At 69.3% G+C, this 24178-nt stretch carries 26 protein-coding genes and 1 riboswitch; of the genes, 6 read left to right on the top strand and 20 right to left on the bottom strand.

What is annotated here, in order from left to right; genetic code table 11:
• The first annotated feature begins 8 nt into the window (after positions 1–8).
• The 4 genes from IWH25_RS03915 (at position 9) to IWH25_RS03900 (ending at position 3983) form a co-directional block, all read left to right on the top strand.
• Positions 9–1826, top strand: a complete 1818-nt coding sequence (locus tag IWH25_RS03915) for a PHA/PHB synthase family protein (protein WP_203388053.1) — start codon at positions 9–11, stop codon at positions 1824–1826.
• Between the two features lie 144 nt (positions 1827–1970).
• The gene (locus IWH25_RS03910; protein WP_203388052.1) at positions 1971–2441 is read left to right on the top strand and encodes a YbhB/YbcL family Raf kinase inhibitor-like protein; all 471 of its coding nucleotides are present in this window, start codon (positions 1971–1973) and stop codon (positions 2439–2441) included.
• Positions 2438–3601: an alkaline phosphatase family protein gene (locus tag IWH25_RS03905; protein ID WP_203388051.1), complete on the top strand. Its 1164-nt coding sequence runs from the start codon at positions 2438–2440 to the stop codon at positions 3599–3601. Before IWH25_RS03910 ends, IWH25_RS03905 begins: the two co-directional genes overlap by 4 nt.
• Positions 3602–3605: 4 nt before the next feature.
• Complete coding sequence (locus tag IWH25_RS03900) at positions 3606–3983, top strand: YajD family HNH nuclease (RefSeq protein ID WP_203388050.1); 378 nt, start codon at positions 3606–3608, stop codon at positions 3981–3983.
• A 5-nt stretch (positions 3984–3988) separates the two neighbouring features.
• Here the strand turns inward: IWH25_RS03900 and IWH25_RS03895 are convergent, their stop codons facing one another.
• From IWH25_RS03895 to thiC, 6 genes are all read right to left on the bottom strand, one after another.
• Positions 3989–4882 carry an alpha/beta hydrolase family protein gene (locus IWH25_RS03895; RefSeq protein ID WP_203388049.1) on the bottom strand — a complete coding sequence of 298 codons (894 nt, stop codon included), beginning with the start codon at positions 4880–4882 and terminating at the stop codon, positions 3989–3991.
• Complete coding sequence (locus tag IWH25_RS03890) at positions 4875–5699, bottom strand: undecaprenyl-diphosphate phosphatase (RefSeq protein WP_203388048.1); 825 nt, start codon at positions 5697–5699, stop codon at positions 4875–4877. Before IWH25_RS03890 ends, IWH25_RS03895 begins: the two co-directional genes overlap by 8 nt.
• Before the next feature lie 80 nt (positions 5700–5779).
• Entirely contained in the window at positions 5780–6241 is a 462-nt protein-coding gene (locus tag IWH25_RS03885) for a hypothetical protein (RefSeq protein WP_203388047.1), read from the bottom strand.
• Entirely contained in the window at positions 6242–6520 is a 279-nt protein-coding gene (locus IWH25_RS03880) for a YkgJ family cysteine cluster protein (protein WP_203388046.1), read from the bottom strand.
• A 16-nt stretch (positions 6521–6536) separates the two neighbouring features.
• Positions 6537–7526: a hypothetical protein gene (locus tag IWH25_RS03875; RefSeq protein WP_203388045.1), complete on the bottom strand. Its 990-nt coding sequence runs from the start codon at positions 7524–7526 to the stop codon at positions 6537–6539.
• Positions 7527–7630: 104 nt separating this feature from the next.
• Entirely contained in the window at positions 7631–9547 is a 1917-nt protein-coding gene (gene thiC, locus IWH25_RS03870) for a phosphomethylpyrimidine synthase ThiC (RefSeq protein WP_203388044.1), read from the bottom strand.
• 69 nt (positions 9548–9616) lie between these two features.
• Positions 9617–9717, bottom strand: a riboswitch (TPP riboswitch).
• 150 nt (positions 9718–9867) lie between these two features.
• On the opposite strand from thiC, the gene IWH25_RS03865 reads away from it, so the two are divergent.
• Positions 9868–11193, top strand: a complete 1326-nt coding sequence (locus tag IWH25_RS03865; RefSeq protein ID WP_203388043.1) for a carbonic anhydrase — start codon at positions 9868–9870, stop codon at positions 11191–11193.
• 1 nt (position 11194) lies between these two features.
• Here IWH25_RS03865 and IWH25_RS03860 read toward each other — a convergent pair whose 3' ends face one another.
• Positions 11195–12622 (bottom strand): aminotransferase-like domain-containing protein, encoded by a 1428-nt coding sequence (locus tag IWH25_RS03860; protein WP_203388042.1) that lies wholly within the window; start codon positions 12620–12622, stop codon positions 11195–11197.
• 148 nt (positions 12623–12770) lie between these two features.
• Between IWH25_RS03860 and IWH25_RS03855 the strand changes: the two genes are divergently transcribed.
• Positions 12771–13280, top strand: coding sequence for a hypothetical protein (locus IWH25_RS03855; RefSeq protein ID WP_203388041.1), 510 nt, complete (start codon positions 12771–12773; stop codon positions 13278–13280).
• A gap of 80 nt (positions 13281–13360) precedes the next feature.
• On the opposite strand, the gene IWH25_RS03850 is transcribed toward IWH25_RS03855, so the two are convergent.
• The 13 genes from IWH25_RS03850 to mreC form a co-directional block, all read right to left on the bottom strand.
• On the bottom strand, positions 13361–14032 hold the full coding sequence (locus IWH25_RS03850; protein WP_203388040.1) for a DUF4197 domain-containing protein: 672 nt from the start codon (positions 14030–14032) through the stop codon (positions 13361–13363).
• A 39-nt stretch (positions 14033–14071) separates the two neighbouring features.
• Positions 14072–14233, bottom strand: a complete 162-nt coding sequence (locus tag IWH25_RS03845) for a J domain-containing protein (RefSeq protein WP_203388039.1) — start codon at positions 14231–14233, stop codon at positions 14072–14074.
• Between the two features lie 148 nt (positions 14234–14381).
• Positions 14382–14573, bottom strand: coding sequence for a hypothetical protein (locus tag IWH25_RS03840; RefSeq protein WP_203388038.1), 192 nt, complete (start codon positions 14571–14573; stop codon positions 14382–14384).
• Positions 14574–14664: 91 nt separating this feature from the next.
• Positions 14665–15612: a lipoyl synthase gene (gene lipA, locus IWH25_RS03835; RefSeq protein ID WP_203388037.1), complete on the bottom strand. Its 948-nt coding sequence runs from the start codon at positions 15610–15612 to the stop codon at positions 14665–14667.
• Positions 15609–16217 (bottom strand): lipoyl(octanoyl) transferase LipB, encoded by a 609-nt coding sequence (gene lipB / locus IWH25_RS03830; RefSeq protein ID WP_203388036.1) that lies wholly within the window; start codon positions 16215–16217, stop codon positions 15609–15611. Before lipB ends, lipA begins: the two co-directional genes overlap by 4 nt.
• A 4-nt stretch (positions 16218–16221) precedes the next feature.
• Entirely contained in the window at positions 16222–16491 is a 270-nt protein-coding gene (locus IWH25_RS03825) for an HP0495 family protein (protein WP_203388035.1), read from the bottom strand.
• The gene (locus tag IWH25_RS03820; RefSeq protein ID WP_203388034.1) at positions 16484–17347 is read right to left on the bottom strand and encodes a D-amino acid aminotransferase; all 864 of its coding nucleotides are present in this window, start codon (positions 17345–17347) and stop codon (positions 16484–16486) included. The genes IWH25_RS03825 and IWH25_RS03820 overlap by 8 nt, the downstream gene beginning before the upstream one ends.
• Before the next feature lie 22 nt (positions 17348–17369).
• On the bottom strand, positions 17370–18494 hold the full coding sequence (locus IWH25_RS03815) for a D-alanyl-D-alanine carboxypeptidase family protein (protein ID WP_203388033.1): 1125 nt from the start codon (positions 18492–18494) through the stop codon (positions 17370–17372).
• 130 nt (positions 18495–18624) lie between these two features.
• Positions 18625–19683 carry a septal ring lytic transglycosylase RlpA family protein gene (locus IWH25_RS03810; protein ID WP_203388032.1) on the bottom strand — a complete coding sequence of 353 codons (1059 nt, stop codon included), beginning with the start codon at positions 19681–19683 and terminating at the stop codon, positions 18625–18627.
• Positions 19680–20792 (bottom strand): rod shape-determining protein RodA, encoded by a 1113-nt coding sequence (gene rodA, locus IWH25_RS03805; RefSeq protein WP_203388031.1) that lies wholly within the window; start codon positions 20790–20792, stop codon positions 19680–19682. The genes IWH25_RS03810 and rodA overlap by 4 nt, the downstream gene beginning before the upstream one ends.
• Positions 20789–22693 carry a penicillin-binding protein 2 gene (mrdA, locus tag IWH25_RS03800; RefSeq protein ID WP_203388030.1) on the bottom strand — a complete coding sequence of 635 codons (1905 nt, stop codon included), beginning with the start codon at positions 22691–22693 and terminating at the stop codon, positions 20789–20791. Before mrdA ends, rodA begins: the two co-directional genes overlap by 4 nt.
• 67 nt (positions 22694–22760) lie before the next feature.
• The gene (mreD, locus tag IWH25_RS03795; protein ID WP_203388029.1) at positions 22761–23282 is read right to left on the bottom strand and encodes a rod shape-determining protein MreD; all 522 of its coding nucleotides are present in this window, start codon (positions 23280–23282) and stop codon (positions 22761–22763) included.
• A gap of 16 nt (positions 23283–23298) precedes the next feature.
• Positions 23299–24171 carry a rod shape-determining protein MreC gene (mreC, locus tag IWH25_RS03790; protein ID WP_238998993.1) on the bottom strand — a complete coding sequence of 291 codons (873 nt, stop codon included), beginning with the start codon at positions 24169–24171 and terminating at the stop codon, positions 23299–23301.
• Positions 24172–24178: the final 7 nt, after the last annotated feature.

Genomic DNA, 24178 nt, shown 5'->3' with positions numbered 1-24178 from the left:
AGCCTCACATGTCGCAAGCAGAACAGGATAAGACCCTGCCCAATCCGGCCGACGTGGCCAAGACCTATGCCGAGGTCGCCCAGCGCGCATCGCGCCTGCTCACCCAGTTCATGGAAAAGCAGGCGAAGGAAGGCGTCTCCGCGCCGAGCGACGAGCTCGGCGTCGCCAAGGCCTACATGGACCTGTCGTCGCGCCTGCTGGCCAACCCCTACAAGCTGGCACAGACGCAGATGAACATGATGTGGGACTACTTCTCGCTGTGGCAGGGGTCGATGCTGAAGATGATGGGCATGCCGATCACCCCGGTCGCGGCGCCGGAGAAGGGCGACAAGCGCTTCAAGGACGAGGACTGGGAGCAGCACTTCCTGTTCGACTACATCAAGCAGTCCTACCTGATCGCCGCCCGCCACCTGCACGACACCGTCTGCTGCGTCGAGGGCCTCGACGAGCACACGCAGCAGAAGATCAACTTCTTCACGCGCCAGTACATCGACGCGCTGTCGCCGTCGAACTTCGCGCTGACCAACCCGGAAGTCTTCCGCGAGACGGTCAAGTCGCACGGCCAGAACCTGGTCAAGGGCCTCAACAACCTGCTGCAGGACGTCGAGCAGGGCGACGGCCAGCTGCGCATCCGGATGACCGACACCTCGGCCTTCGAGATGGGCAAGAACGTCGCCACGACGCCGGGCAAGGTGATCTTCCAGAACGACCTGATCCAGCTGATCCAGTACGACCCGGCGACCAAGGACCAGTACAAGAAGCCGCTGCTGATCGTGCCGCCGTGGATCAACAAGTACTACATCCTCGACCTGCGCGACAAGAACTCGCTGGTCAAGTGGGCGACCGACCAGGGCCACACCACCTTCATCATGAGCTGGGTGAACCCGGACGAGAAGCTCGCCCACAAGAGCTTCGAGGACTACGTGCTGGAAGGCTCGCTGGCGGCGATCAACGCCGTCGAGCAGGCGACCGGCGAGAAGGAGGTCAACATGGCAGCGTACTGCCTCGGCGGCACGCTGCTGATGACGACGCTGGCCTACATGGCGGCGAAGAAGGACAAGCGCGTCGCCTCGGCGACCTTCTTCACGACGATGATCGACTTCTCCGAACCGGGCGAGCTGGGCGTCTTCCTCGACGAGGACGCGGTCACCGGGCTCGAGAAGAAGATGGCCGAGCGCGGCTTCCTCGAGGGCTCGGAGATGGCCGGCACCTTCAACATGCTGCGCGCCAACGACCTGATCTGGTCCTTCGTCGTGAACAACTACCTGATGGGCAAGGATCCGTTCCCGTTCGACCTGCTCTACTGGAACAGCGACTCGACGCGCATGCCGTACGCGATGCACAGCTTCTACCTGCGCAACATGTACCTCGCCAACAAGCTGCGCGAGCCGGGCGGCATCGAGATCGCCGGCGTGCCGATCGACATCTCGAAGGTGAAGACGCCGTGCTACTTCATCTCGACCGTCGAGGACCACATCGCGCCGTGGAAGAGCACCTACAAGGGCGCGCTGCTGCCCTCGGGCCCGGTCAAGTTCGTGCTCGGCGGCTCCGGCCACATCGCCGGCATCGTCAACCCGCCGGCGGCGAACAAGTACGGCTTCTGGACCAACGACGAGCTGCCGGCGGAAGCCGACGACTTCCTCCGGGGTGCGACGCAGCACCCCGGCTCGTGGTGGACCGACTGGCAGCAGTGGCTGCTCTCGCAGGCGAACGGCGACAAGAAGGTGCCGGCACGCCAGCCGGGCAGCGGCGGCCTCGCCGCACTCGAGGACGCGCCGGGTTCCTTCGTCAAGTTCCGTCTCGACGCACAGAAGAACTCGCACTGAGCTGTCGGAAACCGACCGGGAAAGGGGGCTGCGGCCCCCTTTTTTCGTGGACGCGCCATACTTACACGAAGGACGGGAAGCGGACCCGGCCAAGGCTCGCCGCTTCCGATTCGCCGCCCGAACCCCTCACTCCGGGAGACCATCATGAGCCTGCAGCTGACCTCCGCCGCCTTCGCCCACCTCGGCGAAATCCCCGCCCGCCACACCTGCGAGGGCGCCAACGTTTCGCCGCCGCTGGCCTGGAGCGGCGTGCCACCGGGCACCAGGAGCCTGGTGCTGGTCGTCGACGACCCGGACGCACCCGATCCGGCGGCGCCGAAGATGACCTGGGTGCACTGGCTGCTGTTCAACCTGCCGCCCGACGCCGGCGGCCTGCCGGAAGCCGTCGCCGCGCTGCCGCCGGGCACCGGCGAGGGCGTGAACGACTGGCAGCGCACCGGCTACGGCGGCCCCTGCCCACCGATCGGCCGCCACCGCTACTTCCACAAGCTGTACGCGCTCGATACCGTGCTCGACCTGCGGCGGCCGGACAAGCCGGCGCTGGAGGCGGCGCTGCGCGGGCACGTGCTGGCCGAAGCGCAGCTCGTCGGCACCTACCAGAAGCGGCGCGCATGATCCGTCCGGACTACGCCGGCGGCAGCATCGCCAACCTGATGCGCACGCTGGCCGACGCCTGCGGCGCCGGCGGCCTGCCGCAGCCGCCGCTGGCGCCGCGCTACCGGCTGGAGACGAAGACGCTGGCACGCGCGCGCAACCTCGTCCTCTTCGTCGTCGACGGCCTCGGCGCCCGCCTGCTCGCCGACTACGGCAGCGGCGCGCTGCGCGCGCACGCCGGGGCGACGCTGACCTCGGTCTTCCCGTCGACCACCGCCGCCGCGATCCCGACCTTCATGACCGGGCTGCCGCCGGCGCAGCACGCGCTGACCGGCTGGCACATGTGGCTCGACGAGCTGCAGGCGGTGACCGCGATCCTGCCGCTGACGCCGCGCACCGGCAAGCCGTTCGCCGAGACGCCGGCGCAGCTGACGGCGAAGCTCTTCGACCACCGCCCGCTGTACGCCGCGATGCACCGCCCGGCCTGGGTGATCTCGCCGCGCGAGATCGCCTTCAGCCCGTTCAACGCCTTCCATTCGCACGGCGCCGACACGCTCGCCTACGCCGACCTCGACGGGCTGATGCAGACGCTCGCCGGCCTCGTCCGCGTGCCCGGCAGGAAATTCGTCTACGCTTACTGGCCGCTGCTCGACAGCGTCGCCCACCGCTTCGGCACCGACAGCAAGGAAGCGCGCGCGACGCTGGCGGCCTTCTGCACCGCGTTCGACGCGCTGCAGGCGGAGCTCGCCGGCAGCGACACGACGCTGCTCGTCACTGCCGACCACGGCTTCATCGACTCGCCGGAGCGGCGCATCGTCCAGCTCGACGAGCACCCCGAGCTCGCTGCGCTGCTGGCACGGCCGCTGTGCGGCGAGCAGCGCGTCGCCTGGTGCTACCTGAAGCCCGGAGCCGGCGACGACTTCCGGCACTACGTCGCCAGCCGGCTGGCCGAGTCCGCCGACGCCGTGCCCTGCGCGCAATTGCTCGCCGACGGCTGGTTCGGTCCGGGCCCGGCGCACCCGCGGCTGGCCTCGCGCATCGGCGACTACGCGCTCGTGATGCGCGACAACTGGACGATCAAGGACTGGCTGCCCGGCGAGCGCCGGCACACGCTGATCGGCGTGCACGGCGGCGTCTCCGCCGACGAGATGGAAGTGCCGCTGGTCGCGCTGCACTGCTGAGCTCATGAGCGACGAAGCGAAGCGCCGCACCGACCAGGCGATCGCCGCCGACCGCCGCGCGCGCGAGGCGCGCGCCGCCGGCTACCGGGCGCAGGCGCTGCAGCTGCTGCCGTGGCTCTGCGCGCGCTGCGGCCGCGAATTCACGAAGGAGCGGCTGCACGAGCTGACCGTGCACCACAAGGACCACGACCACACGCACAACCCGCCCGACGGCAGCAACTGGGAACTGCTCTGCCTCTATTGCCACGACAACGAGCATGCGCGCGAGCTCGACGCCGAGGCGGCGCGCCGCGCCGTGGTCGGCGACGAACCGGCGCCGGCGCCCGCCAGCGCGCGGCCGTTTGCCGGACTGAAGGACCTGCTCGACGGCAAGGCGCGCTGAACCGGCTACTTGTGCAGCAGCCGGTCGCCGGCGGCGAGCAGCGCCGGCAGGCCGTCCGTCAGCCAGTCCCCGGCGGCGGCGTCGGCAAGCAGGTGGCGGCGCCAGAAGGCGGCCGTCGCCGCCCGCAGCAGAAGACGGCGCGGCGACGCGGCAGCGCCGGCGTCGCCGGCGAACTCCGCATGCGTCGCGCCGTCGAGCACGAGCAGGTGCTGATGCGGCGGCGGCATGTGCATGAACGGCAGGCAGCGGTCGGCGGCAGCGATGTCGCCGCGGCCGATGCCGGAATCGAGGCTGCCGGTCAGGTGCAGGCAGGGCCGCACAACGCCGGCGAAGCGCTCGGCCAGCGGCAGCGCGCCACCGCGCGCCGACGGGCTGAAGAGGACGGCGGCGGCCAGTCGCGGGTCGGCCGGCAGGTCGTCGCGGCCGCGCCGTTCGCCGAGCACGCGCAGCGCACCGACCGCACCGAAGGAATGGCCGGAGACGCCGATCGCCGGCGGCGGCGCCGCGGCCAGCCGGTCGAGCGCGAACAGCAGGTCGTGCTGGCGGGCGGCGAGCTGGCCCGCATCGGCGGCACGCAGCAGCCGGCGCAGCGCCAGCGGCGACGCGGACGTGCGCGCGTCGGCATCGCTGCCCGGGTGCTGTAGCACGAGCGCGGCGATCCCCCACGACGCCCAGTGCGCCAGCCAGTCGGCGCCGCTGGCGCGCGAGCCGCCGAGGCCGTGCGAATGGATGACGAGCGGAGCTCGCGCTACGAGCGGAGCTCGCGCTACGACGGGGACGGGGTCGGCACCCTGCGGCCGGTAGCACCGCCAGCGCAGCGTGCGGCCGCGGCCGGCGTCATGCCAGTCGCCGTCGTCGACCGCGACCGCGAACGGTCCCGGCCGCCGGTAGTCAGCCATGCGACCAGCTGACGGCGCCGGTCCACGCGCTGGCCAGCACGATCACGCCGAAGACGATGCGGTACCAGGCGAAGGCGATGAAGGTGTGGTTCGAGACGAACCTGATGAAGCCGCGCACCGCCCACATCGCGGTGACGAAGGAGGCGACGAAGCCGACCGCGAACACCGGCAGGTCGTCGGCGCGCAGCAGCGCCCAGTTCTTGTAGACGTCGTAGACGGTCGCCGCGAGCATGGTCGGGATGGCGAGGAAGAACGAGAACTCGGCCGCCGTCGTCCGCGACAGGCCGAAGAACAGGCCGCCCATGATCGTCGCGCCGGAGCGCGAGGTGCCCGGGATCATCGCCAGCGCCTGCGCGAAGCCGACCTTCAGCGCGTCCGGCCAGCGCATCGCGTCGACGGCGGCGATGCGCGGATGGTAGGCGCGCTTCTCCAGGTACAGGATGATCAGGCCGCCGACGATCAGCGCCGTGGCGACGGTGATCGGGTTGAACAGCACGCTCTTGATCGTCGAGTGGAAGAGGAAGCCGAGCACCGCCGCCGGCAGGAAGCCGACGACGAGCAGGCCGACGAAGCGGCGCGCCGCCGGGTCGCTGCCGAGGCCGGCGGCGACGCGCGTCAGTCGCTCGCGGTAGTCCCAGCAGACGGCGAGGATCGCGGCGAGCTGGATGACGATCTTGAACACCTTGCTCGTCTCGTCGTTGTAGCCGATCAGGTCGCCGACGATGATCAGGTGGCCGGTCGAGGACACCGGCAGGAATTCGGTCAGTCCCTCGACGACGCCGAGGAGCAGGGCTTTCAGGAGGAGAATCAGGTCCACGGCGGGGCGGGTCGGAAGGAAGGGCTGGCGCGCATTCTAGCAGCCTGGCGATGGGAGGAAGCGGGGAACGGAGCGTCGAATCAGTCCGGCGCATCCTGCGTGCGGCGCGGCGCCGCCAGACTGCTCGTCACTACGGCGCACAGCACGGGCAGCAGCCCCCAGAACACGCCGGTCAGCAGCAAGGCAAGCCATGTATCGCGGAAGGCTTGGTCCATGCCGAACAACATTGCCAGCCAGTCCCGCGACGCAAGAAGCATGTAGGCAACCAGCACGCCGCCCCAGGGGTAGGGCACCAGGACAAAGGCAACGGCGCCCACCAGGCCGGCAAAGGCCAGAACCCAGACGCCGAAGTGGCGCCAGAAAACGGGCCATTGCGGCCGATGGAATTTATGCAGCCGTCGCCGGCCTTCCTCCAGCAGAGGAAGCGGACCACCCTTGGCACCGGGCCGGGTGAGCCGATAGACGATGCGCGGCAAAAACAGCACGGCGACCAAGCCAACAGCCAGCACCATCTGCGCCCAGAACGGAATCACCTCAGGCATTCACCCGCCTTCACGAGCCATCGGCGCCGGCGCAGTCTGGCGCTCCAGTTCCGTCAGCCAGGCGATCGCCTGCGCCCGCGTCTCGCCGCACATCTCGGCCGACGGCGTCAGGCCGGCGCAGAAGGCCGGCCGCTCCGGGCGGCCGAAGACGCGGCAGCGCTCGTCGTCGTCGAGCTGCACGCAGCGCACGCCGGCCGGCTTGCCGTGCGGCATGCCGGGCAGCGGGCTGGTGATCGACGGCGCGATGCAGCAGGCGGCGCAGTGGGGGCGGCAGTTCACGCGGAGTTCGCCGGCGTCAGCCGAGGTCGGCGCAGTAGAGGGGTTCGGGGTGCCGGCGCAAGCGCGAGAAGTCCGCGCTGGCGACGACCGTCTTCAGGAACCCGAGGTTGGCGAGCATCGCGCGCCGGTAGGGGTTCGGCCCGCCGAAATGCGCGTCGAGGTCGCGATCGACGCCGCCCAGCTCGCCGTCCAGCCGCCGCAGCAGCACCGCCTCGAAGAAGCCCGGCGTCTGCCGCAGCAGATCCTCGGCGCTGGCGTAGAGGAGGCGCTCGCTGCCGTCGCCCTGCGCGACGCGGTCGATGCCGCCGAGCACGAACTCGCGGTAGAGGAAGTCGCGGCAACGCTCGAGGTAGCAGCGGTCGGCGAGCTGGCTGACGATGTCGGCGCCGGCGACCATGCGGGCGAGCGCGACCTCGGCCGGCGGGCGGCCGGCGAACAGTGCGGCGAGGTCCTCGCGCAGCGCGGTGGCGGCGATCAGCGGCGGCAGCGCCGCATGCGCCGCCAGGCCGTTGGCGCGGAAGAAGGCGGCGGCGAAGTCGCTGCTGCGCGCCTCGTGCACGCGGACGAGCTGCGCGCCGGAGAGGCCCTCCTCGCCCGCGCGGCGCAGGAAGCCGATGTCGTGGAAGAGGGCGAGCAGCACGCCGACCAGGGCCAGCTCGCCACCCAGCACGGCATCGCCGCGGCCCGGCGCCGCCGCCTCGTGGCCGTCGACCATCCGCGCCATCGTCAGCGCGCTGTCGAGCGTGTGCCGCAGGTCATGGTAAGGGGTGTCGCAGGCGAGCAGGCCGGGATAGTCGCCGCGGTAGGCGCGGCCGACGTCGGCGATGGCGGCGGCGAGAGTCGCCCGCGGCCAGCCGCTGCCGAAGCGGCGGTCGAAGAGGTCGGCGATGAACAGCTGCACCGCCTCGGGCCGCGCCAGGTCGACCAGGCCGGTGACGTCGGGCAGCGCCCGCCCGGCCGTCGCCGGGGTGGACGCACACGCCAGCCGTGGGGGGGAATTGCGCACGCCTCTCCTCCTTTGCAGAACAGCGCCCGCGACCACGGGCGCACGAACGAATCGGCGCGGCCGGCCTGCGGCAGCGGCACGGCGACCGCCGCCGCAGGCCGGCGTCAGATCTTGCGATAGACCTCCGCACCGGCCTTGACGAACTCGACCGCCTTCGTCTCCATGCCCTTCTGCAGCGCTTCGGCTTCGTCGACGCCCTGCTGCGCGGCGAAGTCGCGCACGTCCTGCGAGATCTTCATCGAGCAGAACTGCGGGCCGCACATCGAGCAGAAGTGGGCGACCTTGGCCGATTCCTTGGGCAGCGTCTCGTCGTGGAATTCGCGCGCCTTGTCCGGGTCAAGGCCCAAGTTGAACTGGTCGTCCCAGCGGAACTCGAAACGGGCCTTGGACAGCGCGTTGTCGCGGATCTGCGCGCCGGGGTGGCCCTTGGCGAGGTCGGCGGCGTGCGCGGCCAGCTTGTAGGTGATGATGCCTTCCTTGACGTCGTTCTTGTCGGGCAGACCGAGATGCTCCTTCGGCGTCACGTAGCACAGCATCGCCGTGCCGTACCAGCCGATCATCGCGGCGCCGATGCCACTGGTGATGTGGTCGTAGCCCGGCGCGATGTCGGTGGTCAGCGGGCCGAGGGTGTAGAACGGGGCTTCCTTGCAGTACTCGAGCTGCAGGTCCATGTTCTCCTTGATCAGGTGCATCGGCACGTGGCCGGGGCCCTCGATGATCGTCTGCACGTCGTGCTTCCAGGCGATGTCGGTGAGCTCGCCGAGGGTCTTCAGCTCGCCGAGCTGGGCCTCGTCGTTGGCGTCGTAGATCGAGCCGGGACGCAGGCCGTCGCCGAGCGAGAAGGCGACGTCGTAGGCCTTCATGATCTCGCAGATGTCCTCGAAGTGCGTGTAGAGGAAGCTCTCCTTGTGGTGCGCGAGACACCACTTGGCCATGATCGAGCCGCCGCGCGAAACAATGCCGGTCATCCGGTTCGCCGTCATCGGCACGTAGCGCAGCAAGACACCGGCGTGGATCGTGAAGTAGTCGACGCCCTGCTCGGCCTGCTCGATCAGCGTGTCGCGGAAGATCTCCCAGGTCAGTTCCTCGGCCTTGCCGTTCACCTTTTCCAGCGCCTGGTAGATCGGCACCGTGCCGATCGGCACCGGCGAGTTGCGGATGATCCACTCGCGCGTCTCGTGGATGTTCTTGCCGGTGGACAAGTCCATCACCGTGTCGCCGCCCCAGCGGATCGACCAGGTCATCTTCTCGACTTCTTCCTGGATCGAGGAGCCGAGCGCCGAGTTGCCGATGTTGGCGTTGATCTTGGTCAGGAAGTTGCGGCCGATGATCATCGGCTCGCTTTCCGGATGGTTGATGTTGTTCGGGATGATCGCGCGACCGCGGGCGACCTCGCTCCTGACGAACTCCGGCGTGATTTCGGCCGGGATGCTGGCGCCGAAGTTCTGGCCGGGGTGCTGGCGGGTGAGCAGCCGCGCCAGCTTCTCGCCCTGCGGGCCGGAGGCCTTCAGGTTCTCGACGTAGGCGGCGCGGTTGTTGTTCTCGCGGATGGCGACGAACTCCATCTCCGGCGTGATGATGCCCTTGCGCGCGTAATGCATCTGGCTGACGTTCATGCCGGCCTTGGCGCGCAGCGGCTTCCTGTGCAGGCCGGGGAAACGCAGTTCGTCGAGGCTCTTGTCGGCGGCGCGCTGGCGGCCGTATTCGGACGAGAGGTCGGCGAGCTGCTCGGTGTCGCCGCGCTCGGCGATCCACTGCGCGCGCAGCGCCGGCAGGCCGGAGCGGATGTCGATCTCAGCCTGAGGGTCGGAGTAGGGGCCGGAGCAGTCGTAGACGAAGATCGGCGGGTTCTTCTCGCCGCCGAACATGGTCGGCGTGTCGTCCTGGCTGATCTCGCGCATCGGCACGCGCAGGTCGGGACGGCTGCCGGCGACGTAGATCTTCTTCGAGTTGGGCAGCGGCTTGATCGCCGCTTCGTCCACGTAGGCGCTGGCGGCGATGAATTTTTCGTTGGCGTTCATGCAGGCTCCTTGCGAGGAAGGTGGTGCTGGGGGGCAAAAATGGGACTACTGCGCAAGGGTGAGGCGCCCGGTGTGGCGTCCACGCTTCCCTACGACGGCATGACCCGTACAGGTTCGAAGGGTCTCTCTCAGCCGCCGGCAAGACGCTGGCGGCACCCCTAACGTGAGGTTTGGAAATTACTTGAAAATCAGGGCAATGGCAAGGAAGGTCGGCGGTCGCCGCAGCACCGGGCTAAAGTTTTGCCGGCGACGGCCGATTCGTCTACGTTGAGAGATAAAAAGTCCGGATTTTCCGAATTCAGAGCAGAGGGAGTCGCGTCATGCGCCAGCATCTCGCCGTCGCGCTGGCGGCCATTGTCCTGCCGTTGTCGGCGGAGGCCGCCTGGGTCACCATTTCCGCCGACGCCGGCAAGCGGATCGAGATCGATCCCGCCAGCGTGCAGAAGGAGCAGGAGCACCGACACGTCGCCCTCGGGCGCATCCTGTTCGAGAAGGAACTGACCGATCCGCGCAGCGCCGGCAGCTACAAGAGCATCGAGGCGCTGACCCGCTACGACTGTGCGCAGCGCACCTACGCGACGCTGAAGCGCACCTGGCGCAAGGCGGACGGCGAAGTGCTGCGCGAGGAAGAGGTGAAGAGCGGGGCCGAGATGCCGGTCCGTTCCGGCAGCCTCGACGACAAGCTGCTGCGCGAGGTGTGCCGGCCGCGTTCGCCAGCCGCGGCGCAGTCGGCCGCCGGCAAGCTGGCGGAAAAGGCCAACGAGGCGGCGCTCGAGCTGCGCCGCGCCAACGACGCACTGATCCAGCAGCAGGTGCAGAAGGAGCTGCAGAAGAACGTAAAGCCGGCGACGCTGCCGATCGCCGCCAAGGAGGCGGCCACACCCGCCGCCGCGCCGAAGCCGGCGCCGGCGGCGAAAGTCCCCGCCCGCCGCCCGCCGGCGCCGGCGAGCGAGGCGGCGCCGCTGCACGCGCGCATCCCGTGGGCCTACGAGGGCGAGGGCGGACCGGACCACTGGGGCAAGCTGAAGCCGGAATACGCCACCTGCGCCAGCGGCAAGCGGCAGTCGCCGATCGACATCCGCGACGGCATCCGCGTCGACCAGCCGGCGATCGAATTCGCGTGGCGTCCCTCGCAGTTCCGCATCACCGACAACGGCCACACCGTGCAGGTGGCGGTCGGCGGCAGCGGCATCGCGCTGCTCGGCAAGCGCTACGAGCTGATCCAGTTCCACTTCCACCGGCCGGCCGAGGAGCGCGTGAACGGCAAGGGCTTCGAGATGGTCGCGCACTTCGTGCACCGGGCGGACGACGGCCGCCTCGCAGTCGTCGCCGTGCTCATCGAGCAGGGCGCCGAGAACCCGTTCGTGCAGACGCTGTGGAACCACCTGCCGCTGGAGAGGAACGAGGACGTCGCACCGCCGAACGTGGCCATCGATCCGCTGCAGTTCCTGCCCGCCGACCGCGCCTACTACACCTACATGGGGTCGCTGACGACGCCGCCATGCACCGAGAACGTCCAGTGGCTGGTGCTGAAGCAGCCGGTGCAGCTCTCCGCCGAGCAGATCGCGATCTTCGCGCGGCTCTACCGCAACAACGCGCGCCCGCTGCAGCCGGGCTTCGGCCGGCTGATCAAGGAGTCGCGCTAGCTCAATCCTTGCAGCACTTGCCGGCAAAACGCGGCAGCGCCTCGCCGAGATAGCGCTCGAGGCGCTTGTCGAGCGCGTAGGCGACGTTGAAGCGGAGGAAGGGCGACGGCTGCTGCTGCGGGCGGAAGATGCTGCCCGGCGACAGCATGATGCCGCTTTCCGCGGCATCGCCGGCGAGGCAGGCGGCATCGCCGATGCCGGGCACCTCGGCCCAGACGAACATCCCCCCCTTCGGTTCCCCGTGCGGCTTCAGGCCGCTGCGCTCGAGCATGCGCAGCGTGCGGCTGGCGGCGTCGGCGAGCCGGCCCTGCAGGCGCTCGACCAGCTTGCGGTAATGGCCCTCGGTCAGCATCAGGTAGACCAGGCGCTCGGCGAATTCCGACGTCGACACGCAGGAGACGATCTTGACGTCGGAGAAGCGCGCGCGCAGCTCCGGCCGGCAGGCGAGGAAGCCGACGCGCAGGTCGGCCGACAGCGTCTTGGCGAAGCTGCCGACATAGACCACGCGGTTGAGCTGGTCGAGCTGTGCCAGCCGCGTCGCCGGGCCGGGATGGAAGTCGCCGTAGGCGTCGTCCTCGACGATCAGGAAGTCGTGCTTCTCGGCCAGCTGCAGCACGCGGAAGGCCGCCGCCGGCGTCAGGTTGCCCGAGGTCGGGTTGTGCAGCACCGAATGGGTGAAGAAGGCCTTCGGCCGGTGCTCCTGCAGCAGCGCCTCGAGCGCGTCGGGATCCGGCCCGTTGTCGTTGCGCGGCACGCCGACCAGGTTGGCGCCATAGAGGCGCAGGTTGGCGAACAGGTTCCAGTAGCCGGGGTCGTCGACCAGCACGCAGTCGCCGGGCTGGATCAGCGTGCGGATGACGATGTCGAGCGCCTGCGTGGCGCCGTGGGTGAGGATGATCTGGTCCGGCTGGACGCCGATGCCGAACTCGGCGAGCTTGATCTGCAGCTGCTCGCGCAGCGGCCGGTAGCCGAGCGCGGTGCCGTAGGTCGTCGCGTGCACGTCGGGGCGGCGCGACAGCGCGCGCAGGTTGCGGCGCACCCCTTCCTCGTCCATCCACTCCGGCGGCAGCCAGCCGACGCCGGCCTTCAGCCGCGCCGGCGCGTCCTCGAGGCTCTGGTACATCACGCCGGCGTTGTCGAAGGCACGCTCCAGTTCGCCGCTCTGCGTCTCGGCCGCCGGCAGCGGCTTGCGGCCGGCGACGTAGAAGCCCGAACCGCGGCGCGAGGTGACGTAGCCGAGCGCGACCAGCCGGTCGTAGGCCTCGACGACGGTGAAGCGGCTCACCGCGTGCTGTTCGGCGAAGCCGCGGATCGGCGGCAGGCGCATGCCGGCGCGCAGCAGGCGATCGTCGATGTGGGTACGGATGCCGCTGACGATCTGGTCGACCAGCGGCAGCGGCGATTCGGCGTTGAGGCTCAGCTGCAGCATCTGTCTTCTCCCGCAAATGGACTGTACCGCCGCCCTCGCCGGTACAGTGTGCCTGACATGCATCGGAATTGTACATGTGGCATGGGTAAAGTGTCCGGTAGTGTCTGCTTTCCGTCAACGTTGACGGAAACTCTTCAAGGAGACCGACATGACTGCCCAGACTGGCACCCGTCGCGGCCTCGCCGCCGGGTCTTCCCTCTTCCTCGCTGCGTTTATGCTCACCCTCGCCCTCGCCGCCTGCCGCCCGGCCGCCGACGTGGTCCACGGTAACGGCAAGCGCATCGAAGCCAAGTGGGAGGCACGCCAGCTGCTCATCGTCGGTGACGACCGAACCGGCATTGCCCGAATTTTCCACACGCGGGCAGCGCCGTCGCTGATCGGCGAACTGCGCGCGCCGGGACGGAAGGCGGTGCGCGACATCCGCATCGACGAGGCGCGCGGGCGCATCTGGGTGCTCGGCGAAGCCGCCGTCTACCTGCACGACGCGCGCAGCTGGACGCTGATCCGGAGCATCCCGGCGCCGGTCGCGGCGGTGGAGCGGCTGGAACTGGACGGCGCCGGCGCGCCGCAGCTGCTGGCCGAGGACGGCAGCGTCGTTGCCCGCATCAACCCGGCGGCCGGTTTCGGCGTCGAACGCCTGCGCCTCGCCGGCGGCTGAGACTCGCCCGGCACAGTACGCCGGGTGCGGTGCAGGCAAAGGGGCATGCGGCCGCGCTGCATGCCCCGTTTTTCGGCAGCTCAGCCGCCGAAGCCGAAGACCTTCTTCAGCAGCGCGCTACCGGTCGCCACCGGGTCCTTGCGGATCGCCCTTTCCTGCTCGGCGACCATCAGGAACAGGCCGTCCATCGCCTTCTGCGTCACGTACTGGTCGAGATCGGCGTCCTTCTCGTCGAGCAGGCCGAGCTTGGCCGCCTTGCCGGCGTACTGGTTGTACTTGTCGGCGAGCTGTACCTTCGCCGTCGCCTGCCTGACGATCGGCAGGAACTTCTTCGCGATGTCGCCGGAGGTGCTGCGGCGGAAGTAGCTGGTCGCGGCATCGTCGCCGCCGGTGAGGATGCCGCGCGCGTCGTCGAAGCTCATGTTCTTCACCGCGTTGACCAGGATCGGCCTGGCCTCGACCACCGCCGCCTCGGCGGCGCGGTTCATTGTCTCGATCAACTCGTCGGCGTACTTGCCGGCACCGAGCGTGCGCATCATCTTTTCCGCCTTGCGGATCGAGTCGGGCAGCGGGATGCGCACGCGCTTGTCGCCGAGGAAGCCGTCCGGCCGGCCGAGCTGACTGACCGCGACCTCGGCGCCGCGGGTCAGCGCCTCCTTGAGTCCGGACGCGGTTTCGGCGCTGGTCGGCTCGGCTGCCGGCAGCGTCGTGGAGAAGAACAGGGCGAGCAGCACAACGAGACAGGCACGCATGAGGTCGGCTCCGGCAACGGGGGAGTCGGCAGCGTACCGCTAGGCGATCGTCGACAGCAAGCTGCGGTAGGCCGCGCGCGCCCGGTCGAGGCGGGCGAGGTCGGCGGGATCGCGGCGCGCCGAACTCGCCGCGACCTGCTCGAGGATGCGCCGGTAGGCGGCGCGGATCTCGGCTTGGCTGGCCTCGGGAGACAAGCCCAAGACCCGGAAAGGATCCTCGTTCATCGCATGGCCCATCAGCGCAAATACCGACAGCCGAAGCATAGGCCTCGCGACCGCCGATGGCCGCCCCCGGCGGACGGGCGGATTCAAGCGGCGGATGGACGGAGGGCGGCGACGGCGGGCCGGATCACGGCGATTCCGGGTGCCACACCTCGGTGACGCTGGACTCGGTCAGGAACTTGCGTGGCGCATAGTGGCTGCAGCCCGCCTGCGCGGCGCTGCGGTACTCGTGATGCGCGTTGCAGACGACGACGCTGGCGTCCTCGGACAGCTCGAAGGCGTGGTCGCACTCGCTGCAGGTCGATTCGCTGGCTGACATGGGCTCTCCTTCCCTCCGCCCGCCACCGGGCGGGAAGCCTCGAAGCGTCCCATGCTACCTCAGCTCATTTTTGAGCTCAATCGGGGCGGCGTCAGCCGCCCGCGACACCGGCATTGTGCGCCTGCTGGTCGGCCCAGTACGAACTGCGCACCATCGGGCCGCAGGCGGCGCCGGTGAAGCCCATCTCCTTCGCCTTTTCCTCGTACATCTTGAACACGTCGGGATGCACGTAGCGCGACACCGGCAGGTGGTGGCCGGAGGGGGCGAGGTACTGGCCGATGGTCAGCATCTCGACGCCGTGCGCGCGCAGGTCGCGCATGACCTCGAGGATCTCGTCGTCGGTCTCGCCCAAGCCGACCATCAGGCCGGACTTGGTCGGCACGTTCGGGTATTTCGCCTTGAACGCCTGCATGAAGGTCAGCGAGTGCTGGTAGTCGGCACCCGGGCGCGCCTGCTTGTACAGGCGCGGCACCGTTTCCATGTTGTGGTTGAGCACGTCGGGCAGCGACTGGCCGAGGACCTCGATGGCGATTTCGTGGCGGCCGCGGAAGTCGGGCACCAGCGTTTCGATCGTCGTCGCCGGCGACTTGGCGCGCACCGCGGCGATGACGTCGACGAAGTGCTGGGCGCCGCCGTCGCGCAGGTCGTCGCGGTCGACGCTGGTGATCACGACGTAGCGCAGCTTCAGGTTGGCGACCGATTCGGCGAGATGCGCGGGCTCGTCCGCATCCGGCGGCAGTGGCTTGCCGTGACCGACGTCGCAGAACGGGCAGCGGCGCGTGCAGATGTCGCCGAGGATCATGAAGGTGGCGGTGCCGCGGCCGAAGCATTCGCCGATGTTCGGGCAGGCCGCTTCCTCGCACACGGTGTGCAGCTTCTGCTCGCGCAGCATGGCCTTGATCTCGCCGAAGCGGCCCGAGCTGTTGCCGGCCTTGACGCGGATCCACTCCGGCTTCTTCTGCGGCACGTGCGGCACGATCTTGATCGGGATGCGGGCCGTCTTCAGTTCGCCCTTCTGCTTCACGCCGCGTTCGCTCATTCCTTCTGCTCCAGTTGTGCGATGAGGTGCCTCGTCAGCGCCTCGGCCGCTTGTGGCGGCGTCAGCGGGATGCCGAGATCCTTCGTCTGTGTGACCGCCATGCCGGCATAGCCACAGGGGTTGATCGCCGCGAACGGCGACAGGTCCATGTCCACGTTGAGGCTGACGCCATGGTAGCAGCAGCCGTTGCGGACTCTCAGTCCGAGCGCGGCGACCTTGGCCGCGCCCACATAGACGCCGGGGGCGCCGTCGCGCCGCTCGGCGGTCACGCCGTGCTCGCCCAGACAGTCGATCACCGCCTGCTCGATGCAGCTGACCAGCTCGCGCACCTTGAGCCTGCGGCGCGGCAGGTCGAGCAGCAGGTAGACCACCACCTGGCCGGGGCCGTGGTAGGTGATCTGGCCGCCGCGGTCGATCTTCACCAGCGGGATGCCGGCGTCGACCAGCAGGTGCTCCGGCTTGCCGGCCTGGCCGAGCGTGAACACCGGCGGATGCTCGACCACCCACAGCTCGTCCGGCGTTTCCGCGCTGCGGCCGGCGGTGAAGGCCATCATCGCCCGCCAGGTCGGTTCGTAGTCGGCGCGGCCGAGGTCGCGGACGATCATCGCCTTACAGCACCACCTTGACCAGCGGGTGCGCGGTCAGTTCCATGTACAGCGCGTCGAGCTGCGCCTTCGAGGTGGCGGTAACGGTGCAGGTCAGGCTGACGTACTTGCCGCCGGAGCTGGCGCGCATCTCCATCGTCGCGCCGTCGAAGCCGGGGTCGTGCCTGACGACGACCGCGAGCACCGCCTGCGCCAGGTCGTTGCTGGCCAGCCCCATGATCTTGATCGGGAAGTCGCAGGGGAACTCGAGCAGCGTTTCTTTCTGGTCAGCCACGGCGCATCACCTCGTCCTTGAACAGCTGGTACCAGTCGTGCATCCGCTGCGCCAGCGGGCCTGGAACGCCGGCGCCGACGGGCTCGCCGTCGAGCGTGGTGATCGCCAGCACCTCCTTGGTCGACGAGGTCATCCAGACCTCGTCGGCGCTGCGCAGCTCGGCCTCGGCGATGTCCCGGACCGCGTACGGAACGCCATGCGCGGCCGCCAGTTCGAGCACCACGTCGTAGGTGATGCCGGGCAGCATGCGCCGGTCCTTCGGCGGCGCCAGCAGCACGCCGCCGCGGACGACGAAGATGTTCGACGCGGCGCCTTCGATCATGCAGCCGTCGCGCAGCAGGATGGTTTCGGCGCAGCCCTGGTCGACCGCGTGCTGGCGGGCGAGCACGTTGGCGAGCAGCGCGACGACCTTGAGGTCGCAGCGCGCCCAGCGCTCGTCGGGCGCGGTCACCGCGGCGACGCCGCTGGCGCGCACGCTGTCCGGCGTCGTCGTCAGCGGCGCGGTGAAGATGAACACCGTCGGCGCGACGTCCTTGGGGAAGGCGTGGTCGCGCTTCGTGTCGGCGCCGCGCGTCACCTGCAGGTACACCGACTGGTCGGCGAACGGCGCGGCGGCGACGATGCGCGCGATGCGTTCGGCCCATTCGTCGACGGTGTGCGGGTTGACGAGGCGGATGCCGTCCAGCGTCTGCTGCAGGCGGCGGAGGTGCTCGCCGATGCGGAACGGGCGGCGCGAGTAGACCGGGATCACCTCGTAGGCACCGTCGCCGAACAGGAAGCCGCGGTCGAGCGGCGACACGCGCGCCTCGGCGAGCGGCAGGTAGTCGCCGTTCAGGTAGCAGGTGGTCGAGCTCATGCCGTCTCCGCCGCGTCCGCGATCAGTTGAACCAGAGGCGCACCGAGTCGATCGCGCGACCGAAGACGCCGGCCTGCGGCACGCTCTCCAGCGCGACGACCGGGTAGTCGCCATAGTGCTTGCCGTCGACGCTGACCTTCATCGTGCCGACGGTCTGGCCGGCGGCGACCGGCGCAATCAGCGGCTGCTGCGAGACGAGGTCGGCCTGGATCTTCTGCGCGTAGCCCTTCGGCACGGCGAGGATGAAGTCGCCGGTGAAGCCGGCCTTGACCGTCGCCGCACCGCCCTTCCACACCTTCAGGCTGGAGACGGCCTGCTCCCTGGCGTAGAGCTGCACCGCGTCGTAGAACTGGAAGCCGTAGTTGAGCAGCTTCAGCGACTCCTGCGCGCGCACGCTGTCGGAGGCGGCGCCGAGCACCACCGACAGCAGGCGGCGCGGGCCGCGCTTGGCCGACGAGATCAGGCAGTAGCCGGCGGCCTCGGTGTGGCCGGTCTTGACGCCGTCCACGGTCGGGTCGATCCACAGCAGCCGGTTGCGGTTCGGCTGGGTGATGTTGTTGTAGCGGTATTCCTTGAGCGCGTAGTACTTCGCGTACTCCTCGGGGAAGTCGCGGATCAGCGCGCCGGCCAGCGTCGCCAGGTCGCGCGCGGTGGTGTAGTGCTGCGGGTCGGGCAGGCCGGTCGAGTTGCGGAAGCTGGAGGCCTTCATGCCCAGGCGCTGCGCCTCGCGGTTCATCATCTGCGCGAAGTTGTCCTCGCTGCCGGCGATCGCCTCGGCCAGCGCGACGCAGGCGTCGTTGCCGGACTGCACGATCATGCCCTTGATCAGGTCCTCGACCGGCACCTGGTGGCCGACGCGGATGAACATCTTCGAGCCGCCGGTGCGCCAGGCCTTCTCCGACACCGGCACGCCCTGGTCGACCTTCAGCGTGCCCTGCTTCAGCGCGGCGAAGGTCAGGTAGGCGGTCATCAGCTTGGTCAGCGAGGCCGGTTCGAGGCGCTCGTCCGGCGCCTGGCTGGCGAGCACCTGGCCGGAGCCGGACTCGATCAGCAGCCAGGACTTGGCGGCCAGCGCCGGCGGCACCGGCAGCTGCTGCGCGAGCACCAGGGAGGGAACGAGGGCGAACAGGAAGGCGATGATTTTCATGAAGATCTTGGTTCCGGGGGAGGACTGCGGGGGAGGCCGGATTATAGCAACCGCTGCCCGCCTGGCGGCGGCCACTTACAGACTGTCACAAAGCCGCCGGCCGGCCCTCAGCGGGTGAGGAGGGCGCCGGTCATCGCGTCACGAAGGTCGGCTTGAAGCCGTGGCTCTGGCGGATGCGCTCGGCGACGCGCTCGGCGTCGGCCCGGCTGGCGTAAGGTCCGAGGTGCAGGCGGTGGATGCCGCCGTTCACGTTGACGCGCAGTTCCGCCTCGGCCCAGTCCAGCTCGCGCAGCAGGCGCAGGCGCATCGTCTCGGCGTTGTCGGCGTTGGCGAAGGCGCCGAGCTGCAGCAGCACGCCGCCGGCGGGAAGCGCCGTGCCGCTGCCGTTCAGCCCGATCGCCGCCGCCTGCTGCACCGGCTTCTCTTCGGCGGCGAGCTTCTGCGCAAGGTCGGCGATCTCGTCGCGCGAACTGCGTTCGTCACGCGAACTGCGTTCGTCGCGCGAGCTTCGCTCGTCACGCGCCAGGGGCGGCCGCGGCTCGGCCGACGCGACCTGCGCATAGGCGACGCCGCTGGCGTCGGGGACGATCGCCTCGACCTCGACCTGGCTGCTGCCGTTGCGGATGTAGTCGAGCTTGTGCGCGGCGGCGTAGGAGAGGTCGATCACGCGGCCGATGTGGAACGGGCCGCGGTCGATGACGCGGACGACCACCGAGCGGCCGTTGGCGAGGTTGGTGACGCGCGCGTACGAGGGGATCGCCAGCGTCGGGTGCGCGGCGGTCATCGCGAACATGTCGTAGGGCTCGCCGATCGAGGTCTTCTGCCCGTGGAACTTCTTGCCATACCAGCTGCCGATGCCGCGCTCGCGGTGCGGCTTGACGCTGGTATTGGGCACGTACTCCTTGCCGAAGACGACGTACGGGCGGTTGGCGAAGCGATGCAGCGGCTCCGGCTTCGGCTCGGCGTCGGGGAGCTCGTCGAGGCCGTCGGGCAGCTCGTCGGCCGGGCCGTCGTCCTTGTAGTAACCGCCGCCGCGCTTCAGCGTCACGCTGGGCTTCTTCGTCGGCGTCGGCGCCTTCGCGCCCGGCCGGCCCGGCTCCGGCAGCGGCTCGGCCGGCGGCTTCGGCGCGCTGCCGCAGGCGGCGAGCAGCAGCGCCAGCAGCGCGGGAACGAGGCGGCGGGCGCTCATTTCTTCACCAGCATGCGGTGCGTCTGGATGCTCATCAGGATGCCCAGCCCGGTGCACAGCGTGACCAGCGCGGTGCCGCCGTAGCTCATGAAGGGCAGCGGCACGCCGACCACCGGCATGATGCCGGAGACCATGCCCATGTTGATGAAGGCGTAGGTGAACAGCGACAGCGTGATCGAGCCGGCGAGCAGGCGCGCGAACAGCGTCGAGGCGTTGGCGGCGATCATCAGCCCGCGGCCGATCAGCAGCAGGTAGAGGACGAGCAGCACGACGTTGCCGAGCAGCCCCCATTCCTCGCCGAAGACCGCGAAGATGAAGTCGGTGTGCTTCTCCGGGATGAATTCGAGGTGGGTCTGCGTGCCCTGCAGCCAGCCCTTGCCGGTGGTGCCGCCGGAGCCGATGGCGATGGTCGACTGGATGATGTGGTAGCCGGAGCCGAGCGGGTCGGAGGTCGGGTCGATCAGCGTCAGGATGCGTTTCTTCTGGTAGTCGTGCAGGAAGTTCCACAGCACCGGCGCGGCGGCGGCGCCGGCGACGGCCAGCCCGACGATGACCTTCCACTGCAGGCCGGCGAAGAACAGCACGTAGAAGCCGGCGGCGCCGATCAGGATCGCGGTGCCGAGGTCGGGCTGCTTGGCGACGAGCAGGAAGGGGACCGCCAGCAGCAGCGCGGCGACGGCGTAGTGGCGGGCCTTCAGCCCCGCCTCGTACTTGTTGAAGTACCAGGCGAGCATCAGCGGCATCGCCAGCTTCATGATCTCGGACGGCTGGATGCGGGTGATGCCGATGTTCAGCCAGCGCCGCGCGCCGTTGACGGTGATGCCGAACAGGAAGACGAGGATCAGCAGGATCAGGCCGCCGACGTAGATCGGCACCGCGAAGCGCATCAGCTTCTGCGGCGGCACCTGGGCGACGCCCCACATCAGCGTCAGCGCCACCGCCATGTTGATGAACTGGCCCATCAGCCGGTTCTGGCTGTCGTAGGTCGCCGAGAACACGGTCGCCAGGCCGACGCCCATGATCGCGATGGTGATGAAGAAGAGCGGCGCGTCGAGGTGGTCGACGGTGCCGTGCCACAGGCGGTGGCGGATTTCGGCGAAGGTCGTCATTCGTCAGCCTCCACGGCGGCGGCATCCTCCTCGGCGGCGCCCTTGGGCAGCTTGCCGAGCAGGTAGTAGTCGAAGACCATGCGCGCGATCGGCGCCGCCGACTGCGCGCCGAAGCCGCCGTTCTCGACGATCACCGCGAGCGCGATCTTCGGCGCGTCGGCCGGCGCGTAGGCCATGAACAGCGCGTGGTCGCGCAGCCGCTCCTTGACCTTGCCGGCTTCGTACTTCTCGCCCTTCAGGCTGAACACCTGCGCCGTGCCGGTCTTGCCGGCGGCCTCGTACTCGGCGCCGGCGAAGGCGCGGGTGCCGGTGCCTTCCTTGTTCACGCCGACCAGCGCCTTCTTGATCACGTCGATGTTCTGCTGCTTGAACGGCAGGATGCGCATCGGCTCGGGCTCGATCATCGTCTTCGCGCCGCTCTTGGCGTCGGTGATGTACTTCACCAGGTGCGGGCGGAACATCACGCCGTTGTTGGCCACCGTCGCCGTCGCCTGCGCCAGCTGCAGCATCGTGTAGGAGTTGTAGCCCTGGCCGATGCCGATCGAGATCGTCTCGCCGGCGTACCACTTCTGCTGCTCGGGCTTCTTGAAGCGCTTCTTCTTCCACGCCTGCGACGGCAGCACGCCCTCCGCCTCGCCCTCGATGTCGATGCCGGTGCGCTGGCCGAAGCCGAGCTGGCCCATGAAGTTCGAGATGCCGTCGATGCCGAGGTCGTTGGCGAGGACGTAGTAGTAGGTGTCGCAGGAATGCACGATCGACTTGTACATGTCGACGATGCCGTGCCCGCCCTTCTTGTCGTCACGGAACTGGTGGCCGCCGAACATGTAGTAGCCGGGGTCGGAGATCGCCTGCTGCGGCGTGCGCTTGCCGGTCTCGAGTGCGGCCAGCGCCATGAACGGCTTGAAGGTCGAACCGGGCGGATAGGCGCCGTAGATCGCGCGGTTGAGCATCGGCTTGTCCGGGTCGTTGTTGTAGGCGTCCCAGTCGTCGGCACGGATGCCGTCGACGAACAGGTTGGGGTCGAAGGTCGGCATCGACACCAGCGCCAGCACGCCGCCGCTCTCCGGCTCGATCGCCACCAGCGCGCCGCGGCGCTCGCCGAAGGCCTGCTCGACGACCTTCTGCAGCTTGCTGTCCAGCGTCAGCGTCAGGTTGTTGCCGGGCACCGGCGGCGTCCGCGAGAGGATGCGCACGGCGCGGCCGCCGGCGTCGACCTCGACCTCCTCGTAGCCGGTCTGTCCGTGCAGATGGAACTCGTACTTCTGCTCGATGCCGCTCTTGCCGAAATGGTCGGTGCCCTTGTAGTTCGCCGCCTGCTCGGCGACCTCGATGCGCTCGAGGTCGCGGTCGTTGACGCGGCCGATGTAGCCGAGCGCGTGCGAGCCGATCTCGCCGAGCGGATACTGGCGGAACAGCCGCGCCTTCACCTCGACGCCGGGGAAGCGGAAGCGGTTGGCGGCGAAGGTGGCGACCTCCTTGTCGGTCAGCCGCGTGCGGATCGGGATCGACTCGAAGTTCTTCGATTCCTCCATCAGCTTCTTGAAGCGCTTGCGGTCCTTCGCCTGCACCTCGATCAGCGTGCCGAGTGCGTCGATCGTCGCCTCCAGGTCGTGCACCCGCGACGGCGTGATCTCGAGCGTGAACGCCGAGTAGTTGCGCGCCAGCACGGTACCGTTGCGGTCGACGATGACGCCGCGGTTGGGAGTCACCGGCACCAGCGAGATGCGGTTGCCCTCGGCGCGGGTCGTGTAATAGTCGTGCTGCACGACCTGCAGCCAGACGAAGCGCGTGAACAGCAGCAGGAAGGCGAGCAGCACCGCCACCGCGGCGAAGCCGAGGCGGAAGCGGAAGCGGTCGAGGTCGCTGTCCTGGTGATGGAAGGGGTCGTGCCGGCGGCGCATGCTCAGGCGGCCGCGGCGGCGCGGCGGAAGTTCGGGGAGGGCATCGGGTACGGCATCCGGCGGCGGATCAGATCGGCCGGTTGGCGTCGCGCTCGACGGGCTGGTATTGCGGCAGCAGCAGCATGAAGGTCAGCGGCAGCCAGAGCACGGCGGCGACCAGCGGCCAGACGAAGAAGCCGACGCCGGGAAACTCGCCACCGGCGAGCATGCGCGCGCCGGCCTGGATCAGCGGCACGACGAAGAGCAGCGGCAGGATCTGCAGCGCCTGCTGCAGCAGCGGGAACCACAGCACGCGCCGCGACAGCGCCGAGGCGCCGTAGGCGAGCAGCACGTAGGCCAGCGCGTGCTGGCCCATCAGGCTGGCGTCGGCGACGTCCATCGCCAACCCGAGCAGGAAGGCCCAGCCCATGCCGACCTTGCGGAATTCGCGCACGCTCCAGAAGCACAGCACCAGCGCCACCCAGTCGGGAACGCCCGGCCACCAGGCGGTCGGCAGCATGTTGAGGAGCAGTGCGACGAGCAGCGACAGCGCGATGAACCACGGCCGGACCGGCAGCAGGATGCGCGACGAGGTAAAGGTGGTTTGCATCGATCTCTCCTTTCCGTCAGTGGCGCTGCGGGCGCTTCTTCCTGGCCTTGACGACCTTCTCCTCCGGCGCCCCGTCGACCGCCTCCGCCGGCTCCGGCCGCGGCGGCGGCGCCTCGCGCTGCGCCAGCACCATCACCTCGCCGAAGTTCTCGACGCCGGCGACCGGCGCACAGACGATGCGGGCGAAGGAATAGGCGGTGTCGCGCTCGATGCTGAGCACCTTCGCCACCGGGAAGCCGGGCAGGAAGATGCCGTCGAGGCCCGAGGTGACCAGCAGGTCGCCGACCTGGACGTCGGCGTTGGCGGGCATGAAGCGCAGCTCGAGCTGGCCGTTGCCCAGCCCGAAGACCACCGAGCGCAGCCCGTTCCGGACGATCTGCACCGGCACCGCCTGATCCTTGTCGGTGATCAGCGTGACTTCGGAGACGAAGGGATAGACGCGCGTCACCTGGCCGACGATGCCGGCGTCGTCGACCACCGGCTGGCCGGCGGCGATCTTGTCCTGCTGCCCCTTGTCGACGACGACGCGGCGCGTGAACGGATCGCGCGCGGTGTAGAGGATCTGCGCCACCTGGCCGGACGCCGGCTGCCGGTCGCGGACCGCGAGCAGCCGGCGCAGACGGGCGTTCTCGGCCTCCAGCTGCTGCAGCCGCAAGAGCTGCGGCGCGCTTTCCAGCTTGGCGTGCGTCAGCCGCTGGTTCTCGTCCTGCAGCGCGTCCACGCTCTGGAAATACTCGCCGGCCTGCGCCAGCCCGCGCGCCGGCGCGTGCGCCAGCTGCTGCAGCGGATGGGTGACGACGCCGAGCGCCTGGCGCAGGATCTCCAGGTAGCGGAACCTGGCGTCGAGCACCAGCAGCGACACCGCGACCGCCACGTACAGCGTGAGCATGGCCAGC

Origin of the sequence: Azospira restricta (assembly GCF_016858125.1) — a bacterium.
In the GTDB taxonomy this organism is placed as follows: Bacteria; Pseudomonadota; Gammaproteobacteria; order Burkholderiales; family Rhodocyclaceae; genus Proximibacter; species Proximibacter restrictus.
The sequence above is the reverse complement of the archived record's forward strand: the minus strand, read 5'-3'. Positions and strand labels throughout refer to the sequence as shown.

Coding starts and splice junctions, on each gene's coding strand:
- IWH25_RS03915 (WP_203388053.1), top strand. CDS start 9: ATGTCGCAAGCAGAACAGGATAAGACCCTGCCCAATCCGGCCGACGTG.
- IWH25_RS03910 (WP_203388052.1), top strand. CDS start 1,971: ATGAGCCTGCAGCTGACCTCCGCCGCCTTCGCCCACCTCGGCGAAATC.
- IWH25_RS03905 (WP_203388051.1), top strand. CDS start 2,438: ATGATCCGTCCGGACTACGCCGGCGGCAGCATCGCCAACCTGATGCGC.
- IWH25_RS03900 (WP_203388050.1), top strand. CDS start 3,606: ATGAGCGACGAAGCGAAGCGCCGCACCGACCAGGCGATCGCCGCCGAC.
- IWH25_RS03895 (WP_203388049.1), bottom strand. CDS start 4,882: ATGGCTGACTACCGGCGGCCGGGACCGTTCGCGGTCGCGGTCGACGAC.
- IWH25_RS03885 (WP_203388047.1), bottom strand. CDS start 6,241: ATGCCTGAGGTGATTCCGTTCTGGGCGCAGATGGTGCTGGCTGTTGGC.
- thiC (WP_203388044.1), bottom strand. CDS start 9,547: ATGAACGCCAACGAAAAATTCATCGCCGCCAGCGCCTACGTGGACGAA.
- IWH25_RS03865 (WP_203388043.1), top strand. CDS start 9,868: ATGCGCCAGCATCTCGCCGTCGCGCTGGCGGCCATTGTCCTGCCGTTG.
- IWH25_RS03860 (WP_203388042.1), bottom strand. CDS start 12,622: ATGCTGCAGCTGAGCCTCAACGCCGAATCGCCGCTGCCGCTGGTCGAC.
- IWH25_RS03855 (WP_203388041.1), top strand. CDS start 12,771: ATGACTGCCCAGACTGGCACCCGTCGCGGCCTCGCCGCCGGGTCTTCC.
- IWH25_RS03850 (WP_203388040.1), bottom strand. CDS start 14,032: ATGCGTGCCTGTCTCGTTGTGCTGCTCGCCCTGTTCTTCTCCACGACG.
- IWH25_RS03840 (WP_203388038.1), bottom strand. CDS start 14,573: ATGTCAGCCAGCGAATCGACCTGCAGCGAGTGCGACCACGCCTTCGAG.
- lipA (WP_203388037.1), bottom strand. CDS start 15,612: ATGAGCGAACGCGGCGTGAAGCAGAAGGGCGAACTGAAGACGGCCCGC.
- lipB (WP_203388036.1), bottom strand. CDS start 16,217: ATGATCGTCCGCGACCTCGGCCGCGCCGACTACGAACCGACCTGGCGG.
- IWH25_RS03820 (WP_203388034.1), bottom strand. CDS start 17,347: ATGAGCTCGACCACCTGCTACCTGAACGGCGACTACCTGCCGCTCGCC.
- IWH25_RS03815 (WP_203388033.1), bottom strand. CDS start 18,494: ATGAAAATCATCGCCTTCCTGTTCGCCCTCGTTCCCTCCCTGGTGCTC.
- IWH25_RS03810 (WP_203388032.1), bottom strand. CDS start 19,683: ATGAGCGCCCGCCGCCTCGTTCCCGCGCTGCTGGCGCTGCTGCTCGCC.
- rodA (WP_203388031.1), bottom strand. CDS start 20,792: ATGACGACCTTCGCCGAAATCCGCCACCGCCTGTGGCACGGCACCGTC.
- mrdA (WP_203388030.1), bottom strand. CDS start 22,693: ATGCGCCGCCGGCACGACCCCTTCCATCACCAGGACAGCGACCTCGAC.
- mreD (WP_203388029.1), bottom strand. CDS start 23,282: ATGCAAACCACCTTTACCTCGTCGCGCATCCTGCTGCCGGTCCGGCCG.
- mreC (WP_238998993.1), bottom strand. CDS start 24,171: ATGCTCACGCTGTACGTGGCGGTCGCGGTGTCGCTGCTGGTGCTCGAC.